The organism is Candidatus Methanomethylophilus sp. 1R26 (genome assembly GCF_001481295.1).
Classification (GTDB): domain Archaea; phylum Thermoplasmatota; class Thermoplasmata; order Methanomassiliicoccales; family Methanomethylophilaceae; genus Methanomethylophilus.
Genome location: NZ_LOPS01000049.1, coordinates 1 through 26581, shown reverse-complemented (window position 1 = coordinate 26581; position 26581 = coordinate 1). Strand labels below are relative to the sequence as shown.

General features: G+C 61.2%; 28 protein-coding genes and 1 pseudogene. 6 read left to right on the top strand and 23 right to left on the bottom strand.

What is annotated here, in order from left to right:
- Positions 1 to 20: 20 nt before the first annotated feature.
- Genes AUQ37_RS08655 through hemA form a run of 7 tightly spaced genes read right to left on the bottom strand, consistent with a single transcriptional unit; the run spans position 21 to position 5898 of the window.
- The gene (locus tag AUQ37_RS08655; RefSeq protein WP_058748257.1) at positions 21 to 806 is read right to left on the bottom strand and encodes a uroporphyrinogen-III synthase; all 786 of its coding nucleotides are present in this window, start codon (positions 804 to 806) and stop codon (positions 21 to 23) included.
- Positions 803 to 1552 (bottom strand): uroporphyrinogen-III C-methyltransferase, encoded by a 750-nt coding sequence (gene cobA / locus AUQ37_RS08650; protein WP_058748256.1) that lies wholly within the window; start codon positions 1550 to 1552, stop codon positions 803 to 805. Before cobA ends, AUQ37_RS08655 begins: the two co-directional genes overlap by 4 nt.
- The gene (locus tag AUQ37_RS11590) at positions 1549 to 1704 is read right to left on the bottom strand and encodes a hypothetical protein (RefSeq protein WP_201013888.1); all 156 of its coding nucleotides are present in this window, start codon (positions 1702 to 1704) and stop codon (positions 1549 to 1551) included. The genes cobA and AUQ37_RS11590 overlap by 4 nt, the downstream gene beginning before the upstream one ends.
- Complete coding sequence (gene hemC, locus AUQ37_RS08645; protein WP_201013887.1) at positions 1683 to 2408, bottom strand: hydroxymethylbilane synthase; 726 nt, start codon at positions 2406 to 2408, stop codon at positions 1683 to 1685. The genes AUQ37_RS11590 and hemC overlap by 22 nt, the downstream gene beginning before the upstream one ends.
- Complete coding sequence (locus tag AUQ37_RS08640) at positions 2405 to 3682, bottom strand: aspartate aminotransferase family protein (protein ID WP_058748255.1); 1278 nt, start codon at positions 3680 to 3682, stop codon at positions 2405 to 2407. The genes hemC and AUQ37_RS08640 overlap by 4 nt, the downstream gene beginning before the upstream one ends.
- Complete coding sequence (gene hemB / locus AUQ37_RS08635; RefSeq protein ID WP_058748254.1) at positions 3679 to 4683, bottom strand: porphobilinogen synthase; 1005 nt, start codon at positions 4681 to 4683, stop codon at positions 3679 to 3681. The genes AUQ37_RS08640 and hemB overlap by 4 nt, the downstream gene beginning before the upstream one ends.
- Before the next feature lie 6 nt (positions 4684 to 4689).
- On the bottom strand, positions 4690 to 5898 hold the full coding sequence (hemA, locus tag AUQ37_RS08630; RefSeq protein ID WP_058748253.1) for a glutamyl-tRNA reductase: 1209 nt from the start codon (positions 5896 to 5898) through the stop codon (positions 4690 to 4692).
- 355 nt (positions 5899 to 6253) lie between these two features.
- On the opposite strand from hemA, the gene AUQ37_RS08625 reads away from it, so the two are divergent.
- The 4 genes from AUQ37_RS08625 (at position 6254) to AUQ37_RS08610 (ending at position 10857) form a co-directional block, all read left to right on the top strand.
- Complete coding sequence (locus AUQ37_RS08625) at positions 6254 to 7189, top strand: ABC transporter ATP-binding protein (protein WP_201013886.1); 936 nt, start codon at positions 6254 to 6256, stop codon at positions 7187 to 7189.
- A 16-nt stretch (positions 7190 to 7205) separates the two neighbouring features.
- On the top strand, positions 7206 to 8024 hold the full coding sequence (locus AUQ37_RS08620; protein ID WP_157844392.1) for an ABC transporter permease: 819 nt from the start codon (positions 7206 to 7208) through the stop codon (positions 8022 to 8024).
- A 75-nt stretch (positions 8025 to 8099) separates the two neighbouring features.
- Positions 8100 to 9350, top strand: coding sequence for a histidine--tRNA ligase (gene hisS, locus AUQ37_RS08615; protein WP_058748250.1), 1251 nt, complete (start codon positions 8100 to 8102; stop codon positions 9348 to 9350).
- Positions 9351 to 9498: 148 nt separating this feature from the next.
- Positions 9499 to 10857 carry an ATP-binding protein gene (locus tag AUQ37_RS08610; protein WP_082662504.1) on the top strand — a complete coding sequence of 453 codons (1359 nt, stop codon included), beginning with the start codon at positions 9499 to 9501 and terminating at the stop codon, positions 10855 to 10857.
- Between the two features lie 21 nt (positions 10858 to 10878).
- On the opposite strand, the gene AUQ37_RS08605 is transcribed toward AUQ37_RS08610, so the two are convergent.
- The 4 genes from AUQ37_RS08605 to AUQ37_RS08590 are packed head-to-tail and all read right to left on the bottom strand — an operon-like array spanning position 10879 to position 12618.
- Entirely contained in the window at positions 10879 to 11391 is a 513-nt protein-coding gene (locus tag AUQ37_RS08605; RefSeq protein ID WP_157844391.1) for a cyclophilin-like fold protein, read from the bottom strand.
- A gap of 18 nt (positions 11392 to 11409) precedes the next feature.
- Positions 11410 to 11718: an ATP-binding protein gene (locus AUQ37_RS08600; RefSeq protein WP_058748247.1), complete on the bottom strand. Its 309-nt coding sequence runs from the start codon at positions 11716 to 11718 to the stop codon at positions 11410 to 11412.
- Positions 11696 to 12118 (bottom strand): DUF4143 domain-containing protein, encoded by a 423-nt coding sequence (locus AUQ37_RS08595; RefSeq protein ID WP_157844390.1) that lies wholly within the window; start codon positions 12116 to 12118, stop codon positions 11696 to 11698. Before AUQ37_RS08595 ends, AUQ37_RS08600 begins: the two co-directional genes overlap by 23 nt.
- An 11-nt stretch (positions 12119 to 12129) precedes the next feature.
- The gene (locus tag AUQ37_RS08590) at positions 12130 to 12618 is read right to left on the bottom strand and encodes an ATP-binding protein (protein ID WP_058748245.1); all 489 of its coding nucleotides are present in this window, start codon (positions 12616 to 12618) and stop codon (positions 12130 to 12132) included.
- 465 nt (positions 12619 to 13083) lie between these two features.
- Here AUQ37_RS08590 and thrS point away from each other — a divergent pair.
- Positions 13084 to 14840 (top strand): annotated as a pseudogene (gene thrS / locus AUQ37_RS08585) (threonine--tRNA ligase).
- An 81-nt stretch (positions 14841 to 14921) separates the two neighbouring features.
- Here thrS and AUQ37_RS10165 read toward each other — a convergent pair.
- From AUQ37_RS10165 to AUQ37_RS08550, 9 genes are all read right to left on the bottom strand, one after another.
- The gene (locus tag AUQ37_RS10165; RefSeq protein ID WP_058748244.1) at positions 14922 to 15188 is read right to left on the bottom strand and encodes a heavy metal-binding domain-containing protein; all 267 of its coding nucleotides are present in this window, start codon (positions 15186 to 15188) and stop codon (positions 14922 to 14924) included.
- Positions 15189 to 15288: 100 nt separating this feature from the next.
- Positions 15289 to 15600: a heavy metal-binding domain-containing protein gene (locus tag AUQ37_RS08575; protein WP_058748243.1), complete on the bottom strand. Its 312-nt coding sequence runs from the start codon at positions 15598 to 15600 to the stop codon at positions 15289 to 15291.
- Positions 15601 to 15693: 93 nt separating this feature from the next.
- Positions 15694 to 16809, bottom strand: a complete 1116-nt coding sequence (locus tag AUQ37_RS08570) for a uroporphyrinogen decarboxylase family protein (protein ID WP_058748242.1) — start codon at positions 16807 to 16809, stop codon at positions 15694 to 15696.
- Positions 16749 to 17564 (bottom strand): cobalamin-dependent protein, encoded by an 816-nt coding sequence (locus tag AUQ37_RS08565; protein ID WP_082662499.1) that lies wholly within the window; start codon positions 17562 to 17564, stop codon positions 16749 to 16751. The genes AUQ37_RS08570 and AUQ37_RS08565 overlap by 61 nt, the downstream gene beginning before the upstream one ends.
- Before the next feature lie 219 nt (positions 17565 to 17783).
- Positions 17784 to 19097 carry an ATP-binding protein gene (locus tag AUQ37_RS08560; protein WP_058748241.1) on the bottom strand — a complete coding sequence of 438 codons (1314 nt, stop codon included), beginning with the start codon at positions 19095 to 19097 and terminating at the stop codon, positions 17784 to 17786.
- Positions 19098 to 19251: 154 nt separating this feature from the next.
- Positions 19252 to 19869 carry a VWA domain-containing protein gene (locus AUQ37_RS12680; RefSeq protein ID WP_235585050.1) on the bottom strand — a complete coding sequence of 206 codons (618 nt, stop codon included), beginning with the start codon at positions 19867 to 19869 and terminating at the stop codon, positions 19252 to 19254.
- Entirely contained in the window at positions 19866 to 20540 is a 675-nt protein-coding gene (locus tag AUQ37_RS12675) for a hypothetical protein (RefSeq protein ID WP_235585049.1), read from the bottom strand. Before AUQ37_RS12675 ends, AUQ37_RS12680 begins: the two co-directional genes overlap by 4 nt.
- The gene (locus AUQ37_RS12670) at positions 20521 to 21195 is read right to left on the bottom strand and encodes an AAA family ATPase (RefSeq protein WP_235585048.1); all 675 of its coding nucleotides are present in this window, start codon (positions 21193 to 21195) and stop codon (positions 20521 to 20523) included. Before AUQ37_RS12670 ends, AUQ37_RS12675 begins: the two co-directional genes overlap by 20 nt.
- On the bottom strand, positions 21177 to 22208 hold the full coding sequence (locus AUQ37_RS08550; RefSeq protein ID WP_058748240.1) for an ATP-binding protein: 1032 nt from the start codon (positions 22206 to 22208) through the stop codon (positions 21177 to 21179). Before AUQ37_RS08550 ends, AUQ37_RS12670 begins: the two co-directional genes overlap by 19 nt.
- Before the next feature lie 77 nt (positions 22209 to 22285).
- On the opposite strand from AUQ37_RS08550, the gene AUQ37_RS08545 reads away from it, so the two are divergent.
- A complete protein-coding gene (locus AUQ37_RS08545) occupies positions 22286 to 22603 on the top strand; it encodes a hypothetical protein (RefSeq protein WP_058748239.1) in 318 nt (105 codons plus the stop codon).
- 66 nt (positions 22604 to 22669) lie between these two features.
- On the opposite strand, the gene AUQ37_RS13170 is transcribed toward AUQ37_RS08545, so the two are convergent.
- From AUQ37_RS13170 to AUQ37_RS13160, 3 genes are read right to left on the bottom strand one after another with little or no spacing between them, the layout of a single operon-like run.
- Positions 22670 to 24133 (bottom strand): cobaltochelatase subunit CobN, encoded by a 1464-nt coding sequence (locus AUQ37_RS13170; protein WP_255354918.1) that lies wholly within the window; start codon positions 24131 to 24133, stop codon positions 22670 to 22672.
- Positions 24034 to 25563, bottom strand: coding sequence for a cobaltochelatase subunit CobN (locus tag AUQ37_RS13165; RefSeq protein WP_255354917.1), 1530 nt, complete (start codon positions 25561 to 25563; stop codon positions 24034 to 24036). The genes AUQ37_RS13170 and AUQ37_RS13165 overlap by 100 nt, the downstream gene beginning before the upstream one ends.
- Positions 25560 to 26420 carry a cobaltochelatase subunit CobN gene (locus AUQ37_RS13160; RefSeq protein ID WP_201013882.1) on the bottom strand — a complete coding sequence of 287 codons (861 nt, stop codon included), beginning with the start codon at positions 26418 to 26420 and terminating at the stop codon, positions 25560 to 25562. Before AUQ37_RS13160 ends, AUQ37_RS13165 begins: the two co-directional genes overlap by 4 nt.
- Between the last annotated feature and the right edge of the window lie 161 nt (positions 26421 to 26581).

Sequence of the window (26581 nt, the reverse complement as noted above, 5' to 3'; positions counted from 1 at the left end):
CTGTTTTCAAGAAACCGGTATCAGTCGCTGCCGGCGAAGCGGCCTGCAACAGCATCCAGCATTCCGGCGAATGTGGATTTCTCCGGGATCGCGTCGGGCGCGAACCCCTGCCTGCGCATGGATTCCGCCGTCGGCCTGCCGATTGCCACCTTGAAAGTGCCGTTCAGCGCTTCGGCGGCCCTGTCCTTCCCGCACCAGTTCTCAAGCTCGCTGAGGAAAACCCTGAACGATTCGGGGCTGGTCATGAGGAGGGCGTCGAGCGTGCCGGACGATGCTTTGTCCAGGAGCCTCTCGGTGCATCTCTCCACCGGCGCCGGGACCATGCTGTAAACAGGTTCGTCCAGGACCTCTGCCCCGGCATCTTTCAGGATCTTGGAGATCCCCTTCCCGCCGTCCGACGAGCGGAGGAGCATGACCTTCTTGCAGGAGACCTCGTCGGCCAGTTCGCGGGCGACGCCCTCGCCCGAATAGACCTCGGGCACGAGGTCGGTCTCCCTGCCGGAGAGCCTCAGGAGGGCCTCCTCGGTGGTGCTCCCGGTGCAGGCGACGTTGGTCTTGGACAGCAGGGCCTTCAGGCCATCCGCCCCGTAGCGGCCGGCCATCTGCTCGGCGGCGGTGACCGATGCGAAAACTGCGAAGTACACCTGTCCGGAGCCGAGCTCCTTCTCGACCTCGGCGAAGACCTCCGGGTCTCCCGGGACGGGATCGAGGGAGGGCGCCCCGAAGGGCTCGAACCCCGCATCGCGGACGGCCTTCTCCCCTTCGGGCAGCCTCGCCCTCGGGCGGGTGAAACCGACCGACGTCATGCGAGGTCACCGAGGACGGACCTCAGCTCGACCACGGACCCGACGACGATTATCCCCGGAGTTTCCGCATGCTGGGTCTTTATGGTGTCCTCGAGTTTCCCGACAGTGGTGACGAACACCTTCTGGTCGGGGTGGGACCCTTTGGAGATGACCGCCGCCGGGGTGTCCGGGGAGGTCCCTCCCTCGATGAGCCCGCGGGAGATGTTCCCCGCATTGTCGAGCCCCATCAGGATGACCAGGGTCCCGTGCCCTTCGGAGAGCGCGGTCCAGTCGATCCTGTCCTTATCGCGGTCGGCCTTCTCGTGGCCGGTGATGAAGGTGACCAGCGAAGCATGGTCCCTGTGGGTCACCGGTATGCCGGCCAGCTCGGGGACGGATATGGCGGAGGTGACCCCGGGGATGACGTGGACCTCCACGCCGGCCTTCCTTAGCTTCTCCGCTTCTTCCGCTCCCCTGCCGAAGAGGAAGGGATCGCCTCCTTTCAGGCGGACGACGGTCTTGCCCTGATTGGCATATTCCACCAGCAGGTCGTTGGTCTGCCATTGCTTCAGGTGGTGGTCCGTAGCCCTCTTGCCGGCATCGATGAGCTCGGCATCGCAGCGGCACTCCTTCAGGAGCTGCTCGGTGTCGAGGGCGTCGTACATGACGACGTCGGCCTCGCGGAGCGCCTGCAGCCCTTTGACGGTGATGAGCCCGGGGTCGCCGGGGCCTGCGCCGATGAGGTAGACCCTGCCGGACGCCATCATGCATTCCCCTTGAGCCTGGCGGCTATCTCCGCGATCTTCGCTTCGGATTCGGAGACATCGAACGACGTCATCACCCTGACCGGGACGTCCGGTATGAACGAGACGGCGATGAGGGACACCGTGCTGCCGTTCAGCTCGGCGTTGATGCCCACGGGCGAGGAGCATCCGGCACCCATCGCGCGGAGGATGCTCCTCTCGATGCCGACCTCGGTGCGGGTCTGGCGTCGTCGAGCTTCCTGAGCTTCTCGATGGTCGCAGCATCGTCCGCGCGGCACTCGATGCCGATGGCGCCCTGCCCGGCGGCCGGGACGAGGATGCGCTTGTCGACGGGGTTCACCTGGTACGATATGCCGAGCCTGTCCAGGCCGGCCTTGGCCATGACGATGGCGTTGTACTCGCCGGCCTCCAGCTTCGAGATCCTGGTGTTCATGTTCCCGCGGAGGGTCTTGATCCTGATCGTGGGGTTGAACGCCCTGATCATCCTCTCCCTGCGGACGCTGCTGGTCCCGAGGATGGTCCCGCAGACCATCTTGTCCAGAGGCAGGGGGATAGTGGCATCGCGCACGTCCGCCCTCGGGAGGACGGCGGCCACGGTGAACCTGGGGTCTATCTTCGCGGGTATGTCCTTTAGGGAGTTGACCGTGCAGTCTATCTCCCCGGCGGCCAGGGCCTCCTCCAGCTCCTTGACGAAGACGCCGATCCCGCCCATGTTGGCCAGGTGGGTGGTCACGTCCTTGTCGCCGTGGGAGGTTATCCCGACGATCTGGCACACTTCTGCGCAGGCCTTCTCGAAGGCCGCTTTGAACTCTTCTGCCTGGGCCATGGCCAGGCTGCTGGTCCTGCTCCCTGCTTTCATTCTGATTTCACCTTACCGAGGAAGTCGCCGAAGCACTCGGAGATCTTATTGCACGCTTCTTCGTCATGCGCGGTGGAGAGGAACGAGACCTCCATGGCGCCCGGCGCCATGTAGATGCCGCGGCGGAGCATGAACTCGAACATCTTCCCGAACATGGCGCGGTCGATCTTCTGGGCCTCCGCGCCGTTCCTGACCTCGTCGACCCCGAAGAACACTGAGAACATGGACGCCACGGAGTTGATGCATCCGCGGACGCCGCTGTCCTCGAGCCTGTCCCTCATCGAGGCGACCAGGCCCTGGGTCGTCTTCTCCAGGCTGTCGTACCTCCCGCGCTCGGACATGAGCGTGATGGTCTCCAGGCCTGCGGCCGCGGATATGGGGTTGCCGGAGAACGTCCCGGCGACGTAGACCGGTCCCTGCGGAGCGACCATGGACATGATGTCCTCCCTGCCCATGAACGCTCCTGCCGGATAGCCTCCGCCGATGATCTTCCCCATGGTGGTCATGTCGGGAGTGACCCCGTACCTGCCCTGGGCGCTCTTCGGGCCCAGCCTGAACCCGGTGATGACCTCATCGAAGATGAGGACGGCGCCGTGCTCCTTGGTGATCCTGCGCATGTCCTGGAGGTACCCTTTCTCGGGGGTGACGACGCCGACGTTGCCCATGACGGGCTCCATGATGATCCCGGCGATGTCCTCGTTCTTATCGAGGAGCGATTCGAACTGCCCGGCGTCGTTGTACTCGACGAGGTAGGTGTTCTTCACGTCCTCCGGGGGCACTCCCAAAGAGCTCGGCATGTTCTCCGCCGATCCCGAGCCGGCCGCCACGAGGACGGTGTTGTGCGCCCCGTGGAACCCGCCGTTCAGCTTGACGATGCCGTTCTTCCCGGTGAACCCGCGGGCGGTGCGTATGGCATGCATCGTCGCCTCGGTCCCCGAGTTCTGCAGCCTGCACATGGCCGCGCTGGGGACGGCCGAGGTGATCCTCTCGAGGAGCTGGGTCTCCGGGTGCGAGGGGCATCCGAACACGGAGCCCTTCTTGGTCTGGTCGCGCACCGCCTTGGCCACGCGGGGGTCGGAGTGCCCCAGGATGAGGGGGCCGTACGCCATGCAGAGGTCGATGTACGTGTTGCCGTCGATGTCGGTGATGCGGCATCCCCGGCCGCTCTCCATGACGATGGGATAGGGCTTGAACGCCCTGACGGGGGACGAGACGCCCCCGGGGGTTATCCTCTTCAGCAGGGCGTACTCGGTCTCGGAGTTGGACGTCCTCATTGGATCCCCTTGAGCATCCTGGCGGCGTCTTTGGCGTAGTAGGTGATGATCATGTCGGCGCCGGCGCGCTTGATGCCGATGAGGGATTCCATCATGATCCTCTCCTCATCGATCCATCCGTTGGCGGCGGCCGCCTTGATCATGGCGAACTCTCCCGATACCTGGTAAGCGCAGATGGGGACGGGGAACGTATCGGCCGCTTCGCGGACGACGTCAAGGTAGGGGCCGGCGGGCTTCACCATGATGATGTCCGCGCCCTCGTCGAGGTCCTCGGAGATCTCCCTCAGCGCCTCGCGCCTGTTGGCAGGGTCCATCTGGTATGTGGCGCGGTCCTTCCTGGCGTGGCAGGCGCAGGACGGCGCGGAGTTGGCGATGTCCCTGAACGGGCCGTAGTAGGCGCTCTGGTACTTCGCGGAGTAGGCCATTATGGGGGTGTTCTGGAACCCGGCGCAGTCGAGCGCGTTCCTGATGGCGTCGATCTGCCCGTCCATCATCCCGGAGGGGGCGATGATGTCCGCTCCCGCCTTCGCCTGGGACACTGCGATCTTCCCGTAGAGCTCGACGGTGGGGTCGTTGTCGACGTCCCCGTCCTCGCGGAGGACGCCGCAGTGGCCGTGGTCGGTGTACTCGCACATGCAGAGGTCGGCGATGATGACCAGCCCCTCACCCTCTTTCTGGGCGGCCCTGAGGCCGCGGATGGCGGTCTGCACCACTCCGGTGTCGGAGTAAGCGTCCGAGCCGACGGAGTCCTTCTTCGCGGGGACCCCGAACACCAGGACCGAGGTGACGCCGCTGCCGAGGATGTCGTCGAGTATCTCCCTGTACCCGGAGAGCGGGTAGGTGGGAACGCCCGGCATCGATGCGGTGTATTTGATCTCGTTTATGTTCGCATCGAAGAATATAGGCAGAATGAGGTTCGAGGGGTCGAGCCTGGTCTCCCTCACGAGCGATCTGATCTCCGGTGTCTGTCTGAGCCTTCTTCCTCTGTTGATAGGGAACATTGTGATTCACTCCTTGCCGGACGGTGAGAAGAGCTTCGAGGCGGCGTCCACAACGTCGTCCTCCCCGTTCAGTGCCGCCTTCCTGAGGTTCTTGATGATGTCCGCACTTAACTGTTTTATTATCGCGCGCGTGAGAGCGTCCACGGTCTCGTCTGGATCGGCCCCGTTGGACAGCGCATGCTTGGCCTTCTCGGCCTCGGTCTGCCTGATGCGCTCGGACATCATGCCGATGCCGCGGATGACCGCATCGGCCGCCTCGGTCTTCCGGTCCTCGGCGATCTTCGCCATCTCCTGCTGGATGATCTTCTCGGCCGCGGAGATCTCCTTCTTCCTGCGCGCGACGTTCTCCGCCGCGATGGCGTCGAGGGATGCCATGGTGGAGAGCGTGACGTTGGGAACGCTGCCGGCGTCCTTCGCGACGTTCGTCGGGACGGAGACGTCGATCAGGAGCAGGGGGCGGTCCGGCCTCGAGGCCATGGCATTCTCCACCATCTCCCTGCTGACGACGTCATGGTGGGCAGAGGTGGCCACGAGCACGAGGTCGCTGCCGGCTATCATCTCGGTCAGGCGGTCCATGCCGACCGCGGTCCCTCCCAGTTCCTTCGCGAGCTCGCGGGCCCTCTCGAAGGTCCTGTTGGAGACGAAGACCGTGCGGGGGCCTTTGCCGGCCAGGTTCTTGGCGATGAGCCCGGCCATGTCGCCCGCTCCGATGATCGCGATGTTCTTCCCCTCGAGGGAGCCGATCTTCTTCTCAGCGAGCTCTATGGAAGCGTACCCGACCGACACAGCCCCCTTGTTCAGCTCCGTCTCGGTCCTGACCTTCTTGCCGACGACGATGGCGTTGTTGAACAGAGAATAGAGCACGCGCCCGACATGGCCTTCCTTCTGGGCCTTGGCGAATGAGTCCTTCACCTGGTGCTGGATCTGGTCCTCTCCGACTATGAGCGAGTCGATCCCGCAGACCACGGTGAAGAGGTGCTTTATGCACTCGTCGTCCTGCAGGATGTACCAGAAGTCCCTATGCTCATAGGGGATGGCCTTCCTGACCGTCTCCTCCATGCGCAGGCGGACGGCGTGGTTGTCGTCTGCCGCGGCGTATGCCTCCAGGCGGTTGCACGTGCGTATGACCACATATTCCGATACATCGGGATCGTTCTCGAGGTCCTTCGTGACCGCTTCCTCAAGCCCGGGTATGATCTCGGTAAGGCACTCCATCCCCCCCGGCGGAAGAATGCGTGATATGAAGGCTGACCAGCATTGATGTACCTCCGCAGCAGGGTCGCGTCCCGTGTTACGGACAATGTGTGTTCGTATTCGGCTTGGATATATATGGTAATCGGCAGGATGCACGGAATTACAATCCACCTTATGATGTGCCAGATAAGAAAAGCTATAAAGTGTGCGCATCGCGCATACTGTTGCGGGAACAGTCGGCGGAACCCCCTGTCCGGCCGAATCTGGGCGGCTGCTAAGGCATCGGAAACGTGCAGAACAGAATTGTATTATTGTAATTTATGCATCCTTAAATAAACACTTTCACTTGATGTCCGCATGGAAAGGAAGTGGTCTCATGACCGAAACGGAAGCGCCGATATCCATTCAGGATCTGCGCAAATCATACAGGAACGGCTTCACAGCCGTCGACGGGCTCAGCCTGGACGTCAGGAAGGGGAGCTTCACCGGGCTCCTGGGCCCGAACGGGGCCGGGAAGAGCACCACGCTCAAGATCGCCTCCGGGCTGGTGCCCCCGACGTCCGGCCGCGTGCTGCTGAACGGTTTCGATGTGGCCTCTGAGCACAGGAAAGCGCTCAAAGACGTCGGGACCGTGATCGAGACCCCGGAATACTATGCCTACCTGACGCCCAGGGAGACGTTCTCCTACATCGGCGGGGTCATCGGCATGCGCAGGGAATCGGTCGCAGCCCAGACCGATGCCCTGCTGGAAGAGGTCAAGATGTCCGAGTGGGAGGACAAGAGAATAGGGACCTTCTCCAAGGGGATGAGGCAGCGCATCTCCATCGCGCTGGCACTTTTGAACGATCCGAATGTGATCATCCTCGACGAGCCCACTTCCGGGCTCGATCCCCGCGGCATGGCGGAGATGAGGGAGATCCTGAAGAACATCAGGAACGGCAAGCCCGGGCTCACGGTGCTGATGTCATCGCACATGATGCACGAGGTCACCGATCTATGCGACCGCATAGCCATGGTGAACCGCGGGAGGCTCCTGGTGCACGACGACAAAGAGAAGGTCATCGGAGGCTCCGGCGACGAGCACCGCCTGAGCATCAGGCTGGCCGGCGGGGCCTCCCCGGAGGCCCTGGAGGCTGTGCGCTCCGAAGTGTGCATAGAATCGGCCGAGGTCAGCGGGACCGCCATCGAGGCGGTCATGCGCGGGAACGATGACTCCGCAGCGGATCTCATCGCAGCCCTGGTGGCCCGCGGCTGCGCCCCTGCTCCGTGTCCGAGGATGAGAATGCTCTCGAGAACAGGTACCTCGAGATGATCCAGGAGTCGGGATGATGGCGGCTGAATTCAAGTCCCTGTCCGGGCATGTATCGGGGTCCGACATCTGGGACAGTCTGAGGCAGGCGGCCGTGGTGTCCGCCAACGAGATGCGGAAGTTCCTCCGCGGGAAGAAGCTGCTGCTGTTCGCCGCGATGGTCGCGGCGGTCGTGGCCCTGATGACCTATGCCATCGCCGCGTTCTCCGACAATACGAGCGCCTCGTTCGTGAGCACGGCCTTCGCCACCTTCGCCTATCTGGTGGTCATAATTGCCGCCGCCCTCTTCGCCGCGCCGGCCGTCGCCGGCGAGTACGAGGACCGCACAGCGCTGATACTGTTCACCAGGCCCATCGGCAAGATGTCGATATTCCTGGGAAAGACCGCGGCCGCACTCCTGGTCACCATGGTGTTCACCGCCGTCTACTACTGCGTCTCCGCGGTGCTCTCGGCGGCCATCTGCGGAGGGGTCACCGGGAACCACTGGGCCTCCATGGGACTGGCCCTGGCATACTGCGCCGCGTCCGTGGGCATAGCCATGCTGTTCAGTGTCGTCCTCAGGAGGTCGAGCACCGCGGTGGTGATGACCATCATCTTCCTGACCCTGATCGCCGGCGTCCTGACCAACGTCTTCGAGATCGGAGGGATAGAAGATCCGTGGTACCTTCTGGAGTACTGCTCCGACGATATCGTCTTCGCGATCGACGGCACCTTCGACATGATGGGGACCCAATACGTCCGCGACGTGGATCTGATGCGTTCGGCCGCCGTGATGGTCATATGGGGGCTGGCGGCCTGGGCGCTGGGGTACCTGGCGTTCAGGAAGAAGGAGTACTGAAGGGAAGGGGCCCGGTGCCCCGCCCTTCTCTCTTCCTGCGCAATTATTTAATCGGTGTGGGGCGTGCGACGCCCTATGATACAGTGTCCCCGCGGCACGAGGGATTTCCTGCCGGACGAGCTTGAGAAGAGAAGGCACTACGAATCGGTACTGCGCGGAGTGGCGCGGAGGTTCGGGTACCGCGAGATCGAGACCCCCATCTTCGAGGAGGCCGAGCTCTTCATACTCAGGTCCGGCCCCAATGTGATGAAGGAACTGTACGCGTTCAAGGACAAGGGAGACCGCGAGATCGCCCTCAGGCCCGAGATGACCGCTCCGGTCATCCGCGCCTTCGTCAACGGCATGGGCTCCTATCCCAAGCCGATAAAGCTGTTCTACTTCGGCCAGTGCTTCAGGTACGAGCGCCCCCAGGCCGGGAGGTACCGCGAGTTCTTCCAGTTCGGATCGGAGATCATCGGCGCGGCCACTGTCGAGACCGATGCCGAGTCCATCGCCATGGCGGCATCCATGATCAAAGCGCTGGGTCTCAAGGATTACAAGCTCCGCATCGGGCACATCGGGGTCCTGAGGCAGAGGATCGCGGACATCGGTGTGCCGGCCGAGAAGACCGCCGAGGTGCTCCAGAAGCTCGACAAGAAGAACTATGATGAGTGCAGGCCGCTCCTGCAGTCCATGGGTGTGAAGGATGAGGACATCTCGGGCCTGTTCGAGCTGACCGAGACCGTCGGCGGGACCGAGGTCCTCTCCAAGGTCCCCGGAGAGGCCGGGGACTACCTCCGCTCCCTGACATCCATCCTGGAGAAGATGGGCGTGAAGGACGTGGAGATCGACCTCGGCGTCGTCCGCGGGCTCGACTACTACACGGGGATGGTCTTCGAGGCCGAGGCCCCCTCGCTGGGCGCCGAGAAGCAGATCTGCGGCGGCGGCTCGTATTCCCTATCGGAGCTTTTCGGCGGGGAGAAGGTGTTCTCCACCGGGTTCGCCATCGGCTTCGACAGGATCCTGCTGGCAATGGAGAGGGAGGGCATCGCCTACGAGCCGGAGGGGATCGATGCTTACGTCATCCCCGTCTCCGACGATGTCCGCGCGGACGCCGCCGGCATCGTCACCGCCATCAGGGAGGCCGGCGCCTCCGCCGACGTGGACATCATGGGCAGGAAGATGGCGAAGGCCCTGAAGTACGCGGACTCGGTGAGAGCCAGATGTGCCGTCATCGTGGGCAGGAAAGAGCTCGACAGGGGCTGTGTCGTCCTCAGGGATATGAAGACCGGAGAGCAGTCCGAGGTCCCCCTGGCCGAACTGGCCGGGAAGTTCGCTCAGGAGTGAGCGGCGGTCCTGACGGAGGGGGAAACGCCCCTCCGATTTTAGGCTCAATTTAATTTAACTTCGAAAAATGATATCAAACTTACAAAATCATAACCATATTTTGCAACGATTCTAACATTTTTATAACTTAAAATCAAATAACGTTTTTATGAGACGCTTGATCGAGAAGAGCCTGAAGGAGTGGAAGGACTCCCACAGGCGCAAGCCTCTGATGATATTAGGCGTCCGCCAATGCGGGAAGACCTACTCGATGAAGGAGCTCGGCCGCAGAGAATTCCCAGATTATGCATATTTCAACTTCGAATCGGACGAAGGAGGCAGATTGAAGGGCATCTTCGAGAAAGGGCTCGATACCAGCAGGATAATCGACGATCTTTCATACGTACGCGGGAAGAGGATCACGCCGGACACGCTGATAATCTTCGATGAGATTCAATATTGCATGAGGGCGATCGCCTCGCTCAAATACTTCTGCGAGGAGGCTCCGGAGTACTACATTGTCTGCGCAGGTTCTCTGCTTGGGGTCAAACTTCACGAATCCACGGAGGGAAGGTCAGGCGATTATTCGTTCCCTGTCGGGAAGGTCCGGTTCATGAACATGCACCCTATGAACTTCGCCGAGTTCCTACGCGAGACCAGAGGGGACCTGTACGGAGATCTCGCAGAGAACATATCCGCGGGAGAGACTGTGCCAGACGCTGCGATGTCTGTTCTTGAGGAGGCTGTCCGCGAGTATTGGCTTGTGGGAGGCATGCCGGAGTCGGTCGCGGTCTGGAAGGAAACCAGGGATATCGAGGCGGTGAGGAAGGTGCAGAAAGACATCGACATGTCGTACCTCATGGACTTCTCCAACCATGCCCCGGAGGATTTCCCCAAGCTCAGCGCCATATGGAATTCCATAGCCAGGCAGAACGCCAAGGGGAACGAGCGTTTCTTCTTCAACGAGGCCGTCGAAGGCTCGAGGGCGGGACAGCTCAAGGATGCGCTGCAATGGCTCATCGATGCGGGGCTCGTCTACCGCTGCACAAGGGTATCGAGCCCGGATGTTCCGCTCACCGACAGGGAGGACAGGAACATCTTCAAGCTGTACATGGCCGACGTGGGTCTGATGACCTTCAAGTCCGGAGTGCCGGCGAAGGCGGTCGGGAAAGAGGAGGAAGCCTACGGCCTTTTCAGAGGAGCCCTGGCGGAGAACTTCGTCCTCACGGAGATGATATCATCGTACGGGACCGAGAAACCGTATGATTACTGGAAGAACGACAGGGGCATCTCGGAAGTGGACTTCCTGCTGGATATGGACGGGGAGACGATCCCCATAGAAGTGAAATCCGGGCGTGTCCCGCGCCTGCGCAGCATGGAGCAGTACATATCCCTCTACAATCCGCGCGTCGCTGTGCTGGCGTCGTTCAGGAACCTCGGCGGCGAAGGGAAGCTCCGCTCCGTCCCCCTTTACCTGATGTGGAGGGTAAAGGATTTCATCAGGAATCCGGAGCGATCCCGACCCTGATGATCAAATCCAGGTTCATTTTCAGACAGCAATCGGCGCCAGGACAACAGAGGCGGTGCCATCCCCGAGCGCCTCGGCAAGGCCCGACAGATCATCGATCCTGCCTATCTGGGTATAGCTGTGCATCCCGGTATTGGCATGGTCCGCGTAGAAGATCATAAGGCAATTTCCGCGATACAGCGAGATGTCCCCGGCATGGATCGTTCCGGGCCGGATGTCGCTGACAGGGAGGTCCGTTTCCAGGCAGCAATACTTCCCGCTGCTGTTCAGCTCCTCCATGCTCAGTTCCATCGGCTGCTCCCGCAGCATGGACAGGAGAGATCCTGCGGCCTCGTTATCATAGAGAGTCGCCGTGAACTCAGTCCCGTTCACCGTCACCGAGATGCGTTCATCGCCGAGCTCCGCATCATCGTCTCCTCCATTGTCTCCGCCGGCGTACGATATGAAGACGCCCACCAGGATCACCGCGGCGAACATCAGGGCCGCTGCTGCCGACAGGTCGCGCTTCTCCATGCAGCGCCATGCCCTTTCCATCGGAAATCGATTGCGGAATCATTGGACGAACAGGTCGTCCTTGGAGAGGAACTCCTCGAGCCCGCAGCATCTTACCCCTTTGTCCGTGAATCCGCTGTACGGACCGGGCTCCAGCAGAACCAGGTATTTGGGGAACGAATCGTCAACGGAATCCAGGGAGGAGAACTCGCGCGCCATGGTTTCCTCGGACTGGATCGTCTGGCAGACCTGGATGTATATCCGGCGGTCATCCTTCACGGCGACGAAATCTATCTCCTTTCCGCCGGGATCCCCTACGTAAACATCGAATCCTCTGCTGAGGAGATCAGTGAAGATTATGTTCTCCATGTGGCCGGGGGGTATCGTTAACGCGGTATCCGATGAGGGCGTGCTTGATGCCGATGTCCGTGGCATAATACTTGTACTTGGACCCGATGATGCGGTGCCCCCTCAGATCGTATACGCTGGCACGTATCAGGATGTTGGCGTTCTCGAGGTATTCGAGATAGGTGTATACAGTGGACACCGAAACCGAGCTGCCGGCCGATTTCATGGACTTGTAGATGTTGTTTGCCGAAACATAGCTCCCGATGGTGGAAAGCACGAAACGCAGCACTTCGGTCAGGGCCGATCTTCCCCTCAGGGAATATCTTTCCTCTATATCGTTGGCGATCGAGGTGCTCACGATGTCCCTGATGATGCCCATCGATTCATCGATGCCCTCCGGCATGCGCCAGAGGGACGGCATCCCGCCGACCCTCATGAACGTTCGAGAACATCGCCGGTTCCGCCGAATTCCCTGCGGAAATCCAGGCATTCCCTGAATGAGAGAGGGTACATGCGGATCGAATTGAACCTCCCTCCCATATGGGTCGAATAATCGGATGAAAGCAGGCTCGAGTTCGATCCGGTCACGTAGATGTCGCATGCTCCGCGGGCTATCAGGTCTCTGAGTGCCAGGTCCCAGCCTTCGATGTTCTGTATTTCATCTACGATGAGGACGTTCCTGCCTTTTCCGTCGATCCTCGAATTCACTTCCCCGAGGAATTTCTTCCAATCCCGCAGGTCGTAGTTTTCAGCCAGTTCGGTGTTTATGTAGATGACGTTGCAGTCTTTCAGCCCGGATGCGTACAGCTTGAGCGCAGATGATTTCCCGCATCTGCGGATGCCCACCAATACTTTGGCAAACCCGTTCCATGCGTGCGCCGCCAGCCTGTCCATGTACAGGGGGCGCTGAATCAGTTTCATTTCCGGTTCCACAGTCATGTATAGTCGAACACATCCTTAAGGCTTTTCGAATTTTTAATACAAGTATAAACAATGCGAAAATATCGCTGGAATTTTTAATACGAAGATAAAAACCTAAGTGGGTTCGATACACGATTTTGAGATTCTCTCCCTCGCAATCCCAATCGGCCGGGAGCCCAAACGGTCTGCTGTGCCGGCTGGATCCATCACGGCCTCAGCAGAGCCAGGCATGGAAATCCGGAGGTTTTTCCCTCGGAGAAGAGGGATCCGGCCCTTTTTCTTGTTAAAGTCATTCTGATCGGGTCGGTGCCTGAGGCATGTTCGCGGAGGAGGCCGTATCCCAGCCTGTGCGGTTAGGCGGATGGGACACGGGAATCATCTGAGCGGCAGCCCCGAAGATAATATATGGGCCCTTCCGATAGCCGAGACCAACGCCTGTTGTATGGGCGGGAAGGGAATACCCAAATGAAAGCGTTATACAGCGACGGCACCGTGAAGGAGGCCGAGGACGGCCTCTCCGTGCTGAGGCACACCACCTCGCACATCCTCGCGCAGGCCGTCAAAAGGCTCTGGCCCGAGACCAAACTGGCCATCGGTCCCTCGATCAGCGACGGATTCTACTACGACATGGACCGCGAAGGCGGCTTCACCGCAGACGACCTGACCAAGATCGAGGCCGAGATGAAGAAGATCGTGAAGGAGAACCTCAAGCTCGAGACCTTCACCCTCCCGCGGGCCGAAGCGATCAAGTTCATGGAGGACAGGCACGAGGACTACAAGGTCCAGCTCATCAAGGACCTCCCCGAGGATGCCGTCATCAGCTTCTACAAGCAGGGCGAGTTCACCGACCTCTGCGCCGGGCCTCACGTGCTCTACACGAAGCAGTGCAAGGCGTTCAAGCTCACCTCCGTCGCAGGCGCGTACTGGCGCGGCGACGAGCACAACAAGATGCTCACCCGCATCTACGGCACCGCCTTCGAGAACAAGGAGGACCTCGACAAGTACCTCGCCATGATGGAGGAGGCCAAGAAGAGGGACCACCGCAAGCTCGGCAAGGAGCTCGGCATCTTCATGATGTCCGAAGAGGGGCCCGGGTTCCCGTTCTTCCTGCCGAACGGCGTCACGCTCAAGAACACCCTCATGTCCTACTGGAGGGAGATCCACATCCCCGCCGGCTACAAGGAGATCTCCACCCCGCAGATCCTCAACCGCCACCTGTGGGAGCAGTCCGGCCACTGGGACCACTACAAGGAGAACATGTACACCACCAAGATCGACGACGAGGATTACGCCATCAAGCCGATGAACTGCCCCGGCAGCACCATCGTCTTCGCCAGCGAGTCCCGCTCGTACCGCGACCTCCCGCTCCGCCTGGCGGAGTTCGGTGTGGTGCACAGGCATGAGAAGTCCGGAGAGCTCCATGGGCTGTTCCGCGTCAGGTGCTTCACTCAGGACGATACCCATATCTACGTCACCCCCGAGCAGATCGAGGACGAGATCTCCGCCATCGTGAAGATCATCGACAAGGTGTACAAGCAGTTCGGCTTCAAGTACCACGTCGAGCTGTCCACCCGCCCCGAGAACTCGATGGGCTCCGACGAGGACTGGGAGAACGCGACCAACGGCCTCAGGCATGCCCTGGACGACATGCACCTGCCCTACGTTGTCAACGAGGGCGACGGCGCGTTCTACGGCCCCAAGATCGACTTCCACCTGGAGGACTCCATCGGGAGGACCTGGCAGTGCGGAACCATCCAGCTGGACTTCCAGCTGCCTCAGAGGTTCAATCTGGAGTACGTCGCGCCGACGGTCAGAAGCACTGCCCGATCATGATCCACCGTGTCGTCTTCGGGAGCGTCGAGAGGTTCATGGGAATCCTCATCGAGCACTACGCGGGGAAGTTCCCCGTTTGGCTGGCGCCCGTGCAGGTCAAGGTCCTCTCGGTCTCCGAGAAGAGCAGGGACTATGCCGCGAAGGTCGCTTCGCAGCTGCAGGCCGCCGGCATCCGCATCGAGAACGACGCCCGCGACGAGAAGATCGGCTACAAGATCCGCGAGGCTCAGCTCCAGAAGGTCCCCTACATGGTGATCATCGGCGAGAAGGAGGCCGAGGAAGGCACATCCGTCGCCGTCAGGAGCCGCGACAAGGGAGACCTCGGGTCGTTCAGGACCGAGGACTTCATCGCCCTTGTGAAGAAGCAGACTTCAGAGAGGAAGGACTGAAATCTTTTCCCGGCCCTCCGAGGCCGGATCTTTCTTCTGGCCGGGCCGCAGCCCGCTGAACCGGACGTTCTTCTAAGAAGTTTATCGGTCGAGGAAGGACACGGCGGTGCCGTAGGCCAGCACCTGGCAGCGGCGATGCTTCTCCCCTCCGGTCTCGGTGACGGAGAAGCTCACCGCCACCACCGCGTCGGCATACATCTGCCGGGCGCAGTCCTCGAGATCGGAAATGGCCTCATCGCAGTATTCGGAGACGGACTTCTTGCGTTCCTCTCCTCCGCCGGTTCCTTTCGCTATGCCGATGATCATGTAGTTCCTCCCCGGAACCTCTTTGGTTGTAGTTACGATCATCCGGACATGAATGGCCGAACTGCTGGAAATAGTAATCGGATGGAATATCCAAAATATTTTGACAAGTTCCATCCGAAGGGGAGGGCTGTACCGGGACGGTTCAGACGAACCTGACCGCCGTTCCGTAGGCCAGGATCTCGGCGGCCCCCGCCATGACCATCGAAGTGGTGATGCGCATGGCGATGACGGCATCGGCGCCTTTGGCCATCGCATCCTGCCCCATCCTCTCCACGGCGATCTCGCGGGCCTTGGTGAGCATCTCATTGTAGGCGACCAGCTCTTTCCCTACGACGGACCTCAGGCCCTGGGTGATGTCGCGCCCGATGTTCCTGGTCTGTATGGTGTTGCCCATGGCCAGGCCGATGATCTCGTAGTTCCTGCCGGGGATCTCGTTAGCGGTTGTGAAAATCATATGCAGATTCAATCGCATATATTGATATTATACCTATCGTGTGAAATAATAATATGACGGCGCCCTCTTCCCGAAGAAGGCGCCGCTCTGTTCTCATCGCTCTTCGGGTATGTTTATCGGATACCTGCCGTACTTCTTGGCCGTATCGAAGAACGCCTCCACATTGGCCAGGGGGACGTCGAGCGGCCAGTCGCAGCCGGTCCAGTAGATGTACCCGCCGCCCGGCGCGGCATCCTTTATCGCCTTCTTCCCTTCGCGTTCGATCTTCTCAGGCGTCCCCTGCAGCAGGGTGCCTGCGGGGTTGATGTTCCCGGCGATGCACTGCCTCTTCCCGATCCTCTTCTTGACCTCGCCCAGGTCGTCCGCGTAGTCCAGGCTGATGTAGCTCGCGCCGATCTCGCAGAGGTCGTCGAGGCGGTCCATGGTGAGCCCGCAGATGTGGTAGTGGTGTGCATACCTGTCCTTGTACCTCCTGATGGCCTCCGACTGCCTCTTGGCGTAAGGGAGCCCGAACTCCCTGAAGGTCTCCGGAGAGATCATGTCGCCGGAACAGGTGGGATCGGGCGTGTAGATGTGGTCCGCGCCTGCATCGATCTGCGCCTTGTCGAACTCTATCGCGGCGTCGCAGCAGAAGCTTATCAGCTCCTTGACCTCGTCCGGCTCCTCGAACATGAATGCCATCATGTCCTCCACCCCAAGGACCACGCCGGCCAGCGTCAGCGGGCCGCGGGTGAAGCCGGTGATGAAGACATCGTCCTTCCGTTCGTCGTGGAGCTTCTTATCGAGCTTGCGGATCGCCTCCAGCTGCTGCGGCATCTTCCCGTCCTTCTCGGGGTCCGGGAAGCGCAGGTCGCGCCACTTCTTCGGGTCGTCGATGCAGGGGTCCACGACAGGCACCCCCCAGTAGGTCTCATGCTCCTTGCAGCCCAGCGGTTCCGCCATGATGTGGGCGCTCATCCTCGAGTGAACGAAGTCATGGCCGAAGCGGTCGAGCGCGCGTATCTGCGACTCGACGAACACGTCGGTGTTCCTGACCCACTGCGGGTAGCTCACATCCTTCTCCTTCTTCCCCATGCGGGACAGGTTGTCCCCCGCCAGGTTGATCGACCAGTTCATGGTGTCGAACATCGGCACCCGGTCAGGTTCCTTCAGGTCGATCGCGCACCTGATCCTCTCACCGTGCGACATCGCGTCGCGGCCGTCCTCCATCGCTGCGCCTCCTTCACGATATCGTCCCATTCGGAGCGTATCCTCTTCCAGTCCCAGCCCTCCAGCAGCCTGTCCGCGATGGGCGGCGTCTGAGGGGCCTTCTCGGAGTATATCCCGAGGTCGTATGAGTTGGCGAACTCCCTGGTGACTGCGCTCCCGCACCCCATCAGGGGGACGCCGATGCCCTTCTCCTTCAGCATGGTCGCCTCTTTGGGGAGGGCGTCCATGGTCGTGGTCATCAGGGCGGTGCCGCTCATGAAGAGCGGCCTCACCTCCGCGGCCTTGGCCACCGCCTCGGCCGCCGGGACGTCCTTGCCGAGGTCGATGACCTCGTAGCCTGCGGCCCTCATCATCACCGCGGCGATGTTCTTCCCTATGTCGTGGGGATCGCCCTCGACCGCATGCATGATGACCCTCCCGCGGGATTCTCTCCCGCCCGGCATCTTCGCCTCGGCGACCGCGATCCCCTTGGTCATGGTCCTGGAGGCCATGATGACCTCCGGCAGGTAGTATATGCGCTGGGCATAGAGCTTGGCCACGATCTGCATGCCGGCCACCAGCCCCAGGTTGATGACGTCGGCGGGGGCCTTGGTCTCCAGCGCTTTCTCGGATGCTCCCTCGATCTCTCTGATCTTGAAGAACACCACCTTCTCGGCCAGTTCCCGGTAGACGGGGTCCTCCGGGAGCATCCTGTCCGCGACCTCCCTCGGGGTCTCGGCCGTCCTCTGCTCGAATTTATCGATGCTGTCTGCCATTTCCCGCACCTCGGTATAACAACCTAGGCGCGGGGACCTTAAAGCGGACCGCGAACAGCCGGAGAACAGGCTCGGAGACAGCCGAAATAGGGTCCGGACGGCTGTCTGGGAGCGGTGCTGCAGTGCCCGAATCACAGCGTTCGCAGGACCGGCTAAATAAGCACACAGCGATAAACAAGGATTGATCCGGCGGCCGGGCCTTCCGCCGGTCATGTTTTCTCAGACGAGCAGTTCTTTGGGCCCGATGAGGATTACTCCTTCCTTCTTGGCCCTTTTCACCAGTTCGCTGTCGAATCCGGAAATCGAGAACAGCGTCATCTTCTTGTTCTTCAGGCCGCGCATGCGCTCGGACCGTTCTATGAGCATGTCGAGAGCGCCGGAGTCGACCTTCCCGTTCCTGAACTTGCAGTCGCAGATGTAGTTGGTCTCTCCGTCGGTCCCGACAAGGGTGATGTTCGCGGTATCCTCCCCGACGATCCACCATCCGCCGGTCTTGGTGCAGCCCATCTTGTGCTTGAGGTATTTGGCGCAGAATGTGCGGAACCTGAGCTCGAGGAACATGCCCGTCTCGGCGGAAATGTTCCTGAAGTCCGGGTTGTCCGCGTATATGAGGTTGGGATTGTTCCTTATGACACCGTGGTAGAAGGCGAGCAGGCTGCTGGTTACCATGTAAACAGGCTTCTTCGGGGCGCTTCCCATGGGGACAATCCTGGAAACGAGATGCTCCGCTTCCATCTTCTTGATGTATATGTCGCAGAGCTGCCTCGAGATGCCCTCGTCCTCTGCGATGTCGATCGGCCTTCCCTCGCCGTGAGCTATGTCGGAGAGTATGGCGGAGCAGTAATCATAGGGGACGGACGACCTCCTGACGAGGTTCTCCGCCTCCATGCACAGCCTGGGGTACGGGCCCAGGAAGCATTTCTCGACAGACGCCTCATAGGTGCCTTTGTTCATCAGCGCGCTGTAGACGGGCACGCCCCCCACAGTCAGATAGGTCATGCACGAGTCGAGAGGCTCCATCTTGGGATGGAGGGAAGCGGCGTCCTCGCGGCCGAGAGGCCAGATGGTGATGACCCTGATGTCTTTCACAGCGAGTTTCGCGGTGCGCTCGGCCGCATGGGCCGGCCATCCGCAGAGGATGAGCATGTCGCCTTTCTCGGCCGCCTTCTCTGCGAATTTGGCCAGCTCCGGGGCGAACCATTCGGCCTTGGGGTTGCCGATACCGTCGATGGCGATCACGCGGGCGCCGTCAAGATATGTGGACAACTGATCGAACGCCTGCGCGAGCGTCGCCGCCTCGGGAACGCTCTCTCCGGTGCAGGCGCGGATGGCCTCAGTGATGCAGGAGACGGTCTCCGAGGGGCTCCCCTCCGGGAGCTGCACCCTTATGCATTCCTTCCCGGTGCAGAAGCGGCGCACCAGGCTCGAAGTCCCGGTGCGCGATTCTCCGGTGACAAGGCATATCCTGCGGTCGGACCTGTAGATGTCCCCGAGCTCACCCAGCTCCTTTTCTCTTCCGACGAATGCTGACATGAGTGAACAGAGGGCAATTGCAGTAGATAAAACAGACTAGAATTATTTGACAAGAATGCTCTGTATAGATATCGAAATGAATATGTCAACTATATTGGGATATATTCTTCTCCATACTCAATAATATGGTCGGCAGCGAAGAGAGAAGATCTTCTCATCTGTCCACGGCAGCCCTGACACCTTCCGCCAGCCTGTCGGCGTCAAGGTCCTCCAGGCGGAAATAGCGTGCTTCCAGGGCCGCGGCGAGCTTCTCGGCGTTGTCGAAGTGCGGGAAGCCGGCACCGGCGTCCACTACGATCCACCTCACGCCGGGGATTCTCAGGTTCTCGGCGGTCTTAAGCGCTTCGGCGTTCGCGTCCGCTCCCTGAGCCACCGGGACGTTCGCGCGCCCGTCCGTCACGAGGACGATGAAGCATCTCTCACCTATGTGGGTCCTGGCGTACGAGGTCATGTACTCCCCGGCGCGGACGAGCGCTTCCCCGAGCGGGGTCTTCCCACCGGTCGGGAGGTCCTCGAGCTTCCTGTAGCTGTACTCCACCGATCTCGTCGGCGGGAGCACCATCTCGGCTGAGCTCCTGCGGAAGGCCATCAGGCCGATCCTGTCCCTCCTGACGTAGCTGTCGCGCAGCATGGAGAGCACTGCCCCCTTGACGGCGGCCATCCTCTTCCTGACCCCGAGGGAGCCGCTGGCATCGACCAGGAACAGGAGGGTGGCCCCGCTCCTTCTCTCGCGCACCTTCTCGCGGATGTCGCGGTCCTCGATGGCTATCACAGCCCGTCTTTGTGCCTCTCACTCTGGTAGGGCGCGGCTGCGCGGATGGTGGCATCGAACGCGATATCGGACGGATGCCCGGATGGGATCTTGGCACGTGCGTACCTTCCGGTTCCGTCGGCGGAGACGGCCACGGCGCGGCGCCCCTTGCGGGCCTTCGTACGCGAAGGTACGCGTTCGCGCGAATCAAGATAATCTATGACACGGAACTGCCTGCCGATCTCGAAGAGCATCTCGCCGATGTCAGGCATGCCGTTCTGAGGAGGTTCGTTCTTGTCCCTGTCCTCCCCATCGTCCTGCCGGGTGTCCTGATCCTGCCGGTTCGGGGGCTGTTCCCCGCTGCCCTGCGGAGGTTCCCCGCTGTTCTTCTGACCGTTCCGATCTTCGCTCTCGTTCTGTTCGTCATTATTCTTCCCGTCGTCCTGCCGGGTATCTTCATTTTGCTGATCCCGGGGAGGTTCGGGGGGAGGCCGGCCGTAGCTGCGCCTGTGGGGGAGGCAGAGGACTGCCGCCTCCTCGACGTCCTTCTTCATGACCGAGTCGCGCCCGTTGAGAGCGGCGATGGCCTCGGCGCATTCCACCATGGCGATGTCCCCGCGGGAACCTTCGGCCCCGACCTTCTGGCACAGTTCGCATACGACGGAGATGAGCTCATCCGATACCGTCACCATCGGCAGGATGAGGGCGGCCCTCGAGACCTTCTCCCTCTCTTCCTCCTGGGACTTCGCGAAGCGCTGTGCCAGGCCCTCGGGGTCCGACGCAAGCTCTGCGTTCCTGGAGACGATGAGCCTCCTTTCCTCCCCCGGTGCAGTTCGCCGAGTAGGCGCAGAGGTCGAAGCGGTCGAGCGCATGGTCCGACAGGTCGCTGTCGTCCGGGTTCATGGTGGCTATCAGGGTCGTGGCGCAGGGATAGGATCCGGAAACGGGCCCTCTCTCGACGCGCACCGTCCCGGTGAGGACGGCGTCCATGATGCCGGCCAGCATGCCCCTGTCCATCAGGTTGATGTCATCGATGTACAGGATGTTCCCGTCGGCGCGGGAGAGGAGGCCCTTCTCCATGGCCGGTACTCCCGTCCTGACCGTTTCCTCGACGTCCAGCCCTCCGAACAGCTGCTCTTCGGTGACGTTCAGGGGGCAGTTGACGATCTTCTTCCCCGTGAGCCCGGCGGCCGCCCTGGCCAGAACGGTCTTGGCGGTCCCCTCGCCGCCCCTGAGCAGGACGGTGCGGATGCTCGGGCTGACGATCGCGCATTCCAGCGCGCGCTTGGCGTCGTCCATCCCGACGACGGCGGTGAACGGGAGGCCGTTCACAGGTCCTGAAGGCATTTCTCGAGCTCCGCAGTGTCGAGACCTGCTTCTTCGAAGGGGCGCCTCTTGAGGCGGTGCGCCAGCACCAGCTCGGCTGTGGCGCGGATGTCGTCCTTGGACACGGACTTCCTGCCTTCGAGGGCCGCATTGGCCTTGGCGGCCTTCAGGAGGGTGATGTCGGCGCGGTGCCCGTCGACTCCGAAATGGATCATCACAGAGACGACCATGTCGACGATGCTGTCCCCTGCTTCGACTTCGGGGAGGATCTCCCTGGCGCGGGTGAGCCTGGTACATGTATCGTCAAGCTCCTGTCTGCACGATTCAATGTACTTCTCGGGGTCCGAGTCGTATTTCACCCTGCGTTTGACGACCTCGGCGCGGTTCTTCACGTCCCTCTCGCCTTTGATGTCCACCGAAAGGCCGAATCTGTCCAGGAGCTGGGGCCTGAGGTCGCCTTCCTCGGGGTTCATAGTTCCGACGAGAACGAACCTCGCCGGGTGGGAGAAGGACACGCCTTCCCTCTCCACGTAGTTCACGCCCATGGCCGCGGAGTCCAGGAGCAGGTCCACCAGGTGATCGTCCAGCAGGTTGACCTCGTCCACGTACAGGATGTTGCCGTTGGCAGAGGCCAGTACCCCGGGCTCGAACCGCCGCTCCCCGGTCTTGAGGACATGCTCGAGGTCGAGCGTCCCGGCGACCCTGTCCTCGGTGGCGGACAGGGGCAGGTCGATGACCCTCATGCGGCTCTGCACGGGCTTCAGCTCCTCCCCGCGCTCCAGCCTCTCGCGGCAGTAGGGGCAGTAGCGTTCCGGCCGGCCGTATTCGCAGCGGAAAGGGCAGCCTTCCACGACGGTGCGGTAAGGGAGGACGGCGTCCAGCGACCTGACTGTGGTGGACTTCGCTGTTCCTTTCTCGCCTTTGATGAGGACGCCGCCGATGCCCGGATCGACCACATTGAGCAGCAGCGCCCTTTTCATGCTCTCCTGGCCGACGATCCTAGTGAATGGGAATACTGAAGGTTCCTGGGACATTTCAACGACCTATATCGATTGGATTAATAATCCAGTATAGGCATCCTTCTTATGAGTTTTTGCAATGGAGGCTCAACATGGCGGACGGAAAAAGGATCGATAAGAGCAAAGAACCGGAGAAGGCGGAGCCCATGGACTCCCGCCAGAAGAAGCTGCTGGCCATCGGGTTCGGGGTCTACCTGCTGATGGTGCTGGCCATAGTCGCGGTGTACATGGCGACGGACGATGAGGATACCAGGATGATGGGCATGTACTCGGTATCGACCGCGCTGGTGTTCTTCACCCTGATCTTCGCGGTCTTCGTCTACCGCGGGTCCGCTTCGGACGAGTACCGCCGCAGGTACGGCGATAAGCTCTCCGACGAAGAGAAAGAGGACTGGAACAAACGGCCGTGAAGCGTGCCCGGCCGCCGGCCTCTGTTCCGGAGGGAATCTCGACGATGTGTTTCTCTCGAAGCGCACTCATCTGTCGGTCAGTTCCTCGATCCTCTCCTCGGATTCGAGGTAGAGGTCCTTGATCTTCTGGCGGTATTCCTCGGAAGCGTTCCACAGGCCTCTGTCGATGGCCTCCTGCAGCCTGTTCAGGATGTTCATCTCGGCGTACGGATTGACCTCTTCCATCCATTTCCTGGTGTCCTCGTCCAGGAACTTGTCGGTAAGGCCCTCGTACATCCAGTCCTCGGCAACATCCGATGTTGCTCCCCAGGCCATGGTGTACTCGGTAATGTTCGCCATCTCGGCCGCTCCCCTGTACCCGTGCTCCTTCAGCCCGTTTATGAACTTCGGGTTGAGCACCTTCGAGCGGAAGACGAACCTAAGCTCGTCCTTGGTGCTGCGGACCTTGGTCCTCTTAGGGTCGGAGCCGTCGCCCATGAAGGTCACAGCATCCTTCCGCCCGTAGGCGCGGACGAAGGCGTTCATCCCTCCCAGGTATTCGTAGACGTCGTCGCAGTCCAGGAGATCTATCTCCCTGTCAGGCATGTTCTTCACTGTTACGCCGACCTTGGAGAACCTCTTCACGAACTCGTCCCTCATCTTCTGCCCGTAATTGCCTTTCTCGTAGCCGTTGGAGCACCAATCGATGTAGACGTCGGCAAGGTCCTTGACATCCTTCCATGCGCCGGTCTCGATGGATTTGTTCACTCCCGTGCCGTAGCCTCCCGGCGGAGCGCCGAAGATCCTCACCGAGTTCCTGCGCCGGGCCTCGTCCGGCGTCAGGCCGGCGGCGATGCCGTCCACGATGTCCTTCCTCAGGTTGGCGGCGAGGGCATTGTCCTCGTCATCCTCGTCGAGGGCGGCCACGATCTTCACCGCATCGTCGATCATGTCGATGAGATTGGGGAAGGTGTCGCGGAAGAGCCCGGTGATGTTCACAGTAACGTCGATCCTGGGCCTTCCGAGCTCGGACAGGGGCACCGGCTCCAGGCCGACGACCTGCCCGCCGGCGGATGACCAGACGGGCTTCACGCCCATGAGCCAGAGGATGTACGCCATATCATCCCCGCCGGTCTTCATGGTGTCCGTCGCCCAGATGATGAAGCCGACCTCCCGGGGATACTCCCCCTTCTCGGCGACGTACTTGTCGATCATCTCGTCGGCCATCCGCTTCCCGATCTCCCAGGACGCCTTCGTCGGGACGGTGTCCGGGTCCAGGGAGTAATAGTTCCTCCCGGTCGGGAGGATGTCGGCATTGCCGCGGGTCGGAGCACCAGAAGGGCCCGGCAGGATGTACTTCCCGTCCATGCCGTCGAGGAGGCACTGCATCTCATCGCTCATGCGGCGGACGTTGGGGACCGCCGAGGAGCACATGAAATGCACCGAGCCCTTCAGATCATCCGATACCTTCCCGTGCAGCTCCCTGAGATGTGCCAGGCACTGATCCTCATCGAACGAGACCGAATCGCAGAAGGATATGAAGCCCTGCACTTCGGCGTCGATCCTGTCGACGCAGCGGAGTTCAATTCTCCCGAGGGGAGGCTTCCGGAAGGATCCGAGATGCATTTCTGGATATCCGTGCCCTCGTCCTCCGCGAAGGCGTCGCGGAGGCTCCTGACGTCCCCGTTGTCGAGCCTCATCAGCGAGTAGACGGTCTCCAGGAAGTGCTTCCCCTCAGGGGCCTTCCCGAGTACGTGCAGGTCTGCCCTCACCAGGGCGTCCTTCACCTCCGAGATGTAGTCGTGGAGCTTCACGATGTACGGTTCAAAGCCTTCCGGCCCCGGATCCGAATCGGCAAGGCCCAGGTCGTTCAGCATCTTGGCGTCCCTGGCGGCCTCGTAGATGTTCTTCACCATCTCCCGGCGGCGCTCGGCGTCGTTCGTGCCCTTGTTCCGGAAGTACTCCTGCAGCGGGACCTCCACCTTGGCTATGTCGTCGTATCTGCCGGCGCGCGCCATCGACGGCGGCATGTGCCCGTCGAGCACCGACTCGGCGCGGCGCTTGCATTGGATCCCCTCGCCCGGGTCATCGATGATGTAGATGTAGAGGTTCGGCACATTCCCGAGCACGATATCTGGGTCGCATTTGGCCGAGAGCCCGACGTTCTTCCCGGGGAGCCATTCCAGGGTCCCGTGGGTCCCGACGTGGATGATGATGTCCGCTTTGAACACGTCCCTGATCCAGCGGTAATATGCCAGATACTGGTGCTGGGCGAACAGCAGCGGGTCGTGGATGCTCTGCTCGAACTTGTCGGCCATGCCGCGGAGGGGCTGGTAGCCGATGAAGACGTTGCCTTTGACGAGCCCGGGGATGATGATCTTCCTGCCGTCGGTGCAGATCTCCCCTGGAGGCGCTCCCCAGTCCTTCTCCATCATGGAGCGGTCCCATTCCGGCACTTCGGAGTATTCCTTGAGGTAGTCATCCCTGTCCATGAGGGCCGCGGCCTTCTTCCTGACCGTCTCCAAGGACATGGAATCGAGGTCGTTGGTGACGTTGTCCAGAATCTCGGAGATGAGCGCCTTCCCGTTCTCCGGGACGTTCTCGACGGTGTACCCCTCATCCTTCATCCTCCGGAGGAGCCCGGCGATGCTCTCCACGGAGTCGAGGCCGGCGGCGTTCCCGATGACCCCTGAGTTCGCGCGCGACTGCCAGAGGAGGATGGCCACCCTCTTGTCCTTCTCGGGGATGTGCCTGAGGCGCGCCCAGCGGTATGCAAGGTCCACTGCAGCCTCGATGCGGTCGGGGATGGGGATGTTCCGTTTCATCCCGCTCTTCTTCGGCGTGTAGGCTATCGGCACAGCGATGATGTCGCCGTCGATCTCCGGGAAGGCGACGTTGTTGGTTATCTCGTGCTTGCCGAGGCCGACCTTCTCCGTCTCGTAGTCGGCGTAGTCCCCCGTTATCGTCATGGTGTGGATCATGGGGACGCCCAGCAGCGAGGCGTAATAGTTGTCGCATCGGCGATCCTGACCCCCTCCCCGTCCCTGGAGTTGTACATCACGGAGAATGAGGTGTGGACCAGGACGGTGTCGGGCATCGGGCTGCCGTCATCCCTGAGGAAGTACTTCCTGAACGTCGCCTTGGTGCCTTCCTCGCCCTCGGTCTTGTAGGAGACCGCCGAGAAGAAGACGGGGAGCGCGTTCATCCCCCTGCGCTCGATCTCATCTGTGAGGGCGTCTATCGCAGCGAGATTGTCATAGACCCAGAGGGTGCTGGCGAACAGGATCCCCACGGTCATCTTCGAAGGGTCGAGGGTCTTCAGGTACTCCTCCTTCGGGATGTTCCTGTCCATCCCCTTATGGTAGATCCCGTCCTTCCTCTGGGACTTGGGCTCCGGGGGAACGGAATCTGTCTTACCGAGGCCGTGCGCGGCGTACAGCACCATGCCCCAGTCGTTCTCCGGCCCGCGGGAGGCCGCGTACCGGCAGATCTCCCGATACTCACCGTCGCTTCCCCTGAAGAGGCCGCGGTTCATCAGCGTGACCTCGGCGTTGCCGCTGAACAGCAGCACCCAGCCGGGGCATTTCTCCAGAGCTTTCCTGTAGCGGTCGAAGCGTTTGAAGCGGCAGGTGTCCGACATGCACCGGAAGTAGACGAAGTCCGCCTGCTCCGTGCGGTCCTCCAGTTCCTTGTAGGCGAGGACATCGTCATCCGCCTCCTCCGCGTTGATCGCATAGACGTCGGGCTCAATCCCCAGCTCCCTGAGCTTCTCCGCCGGGGATGCAAGCACCTTCGCGTCGGCCGTCTGCAGCGACAGGACGACGATTCTCATCTTCATAGTTGGATGATATGTACAACTCTTAGAAAAGACCGCCCCATTCAAAAGCGACCTGCTGATTCATAGTTGCAACAAAAACCGCAGGCCGAGAGGAATATCGCCGACCTGAGATAAAGATTGGCGCCTCGGCAGGCCTCCGGGGAAGGTTGCGGCAGGGAGGC